The organism is Facivitalis istanbulensis (genome assembly GCF_040560405.1).
Taxonomy (GTDB): domain Bacteria; phylum Pseudomonadota; class Alphaproteobacteria; order Sphingomonadales; family Sphingomonadaceae; genus Sphingomonas; species Sphingomonas istanbulensis.
On sequence record NZ_JAVSCQ010000086.1, the window covers coordinates 1 to 648 of the forward strand.

The following is a 648-nucleotide window of genomic DNA, read 5'->3' on the forward strand; positions in this document are numbered from 1 at the left end:
TTGGGAAAGAACGGCCGAAGCCGCTTCATCTGATCGTCCGTCAGCCAAAACAGGTCGCTCATATCGGTCTCCTTGCGGAGCCTGAATCAGATCACGGCGCTCACATCAATGGGTCCTGACCCTAGAGGTATCGAATCACGGCGACCTTCCACTGTGTGTCGCTATCGCTGAAACTCGGGTTTGACTGGGTAAAATAGAGCTCATACCCGACAACGGAGAGAATCTGGAGAATCGCCCTCCACCGACTATGATGTCGGGATTGGATGTCAGTGAGGGGCTTTATGTTATTCCATCCAGAAAAGATCGTCTCATATTTGTGAACATTGGTTCTGCCGGCTCGCCATCGCATATATTAAAGGGAGTTATTAGGGCTGCTGCGTGTCGTGACATATTCAGCGGCAATGCTGTAAAACTTGCGGAGAAGCCGTTCTCGCAAACTTTGTAATGAATTGAGCTATGCCATCTCGGCTTGGTAGCTGCCGAGCCCGACGTGGGTTTTCGGTAACGTTGCCGTTGCATCAATCGCCCCGACCTGCGCCCCGTTCCTCAATCCAAGCGCCTCGGTGAGGGATGCGCGGCTGTCGATATAGACGGCCGCGCTGGTCCTGGCCCTGCTGATCGCGACATAGACGGAGGCGGCATCGACGG

1 protein-coding gene is annotated in these 648 nt (G+C 54.3%); it reads right to left on the reverse strand.

From position 1 onward, the window contains the following. Nucleotides 1–454 precede the first annotated feature (454 nt). Nucleotides 455–648 (reverse strand): hypothetical protein (locus tag RN629_RS18285; protein ID WP_407036498.1); only part of this gene is annotated, 194 nt, incomplete at its 5' end.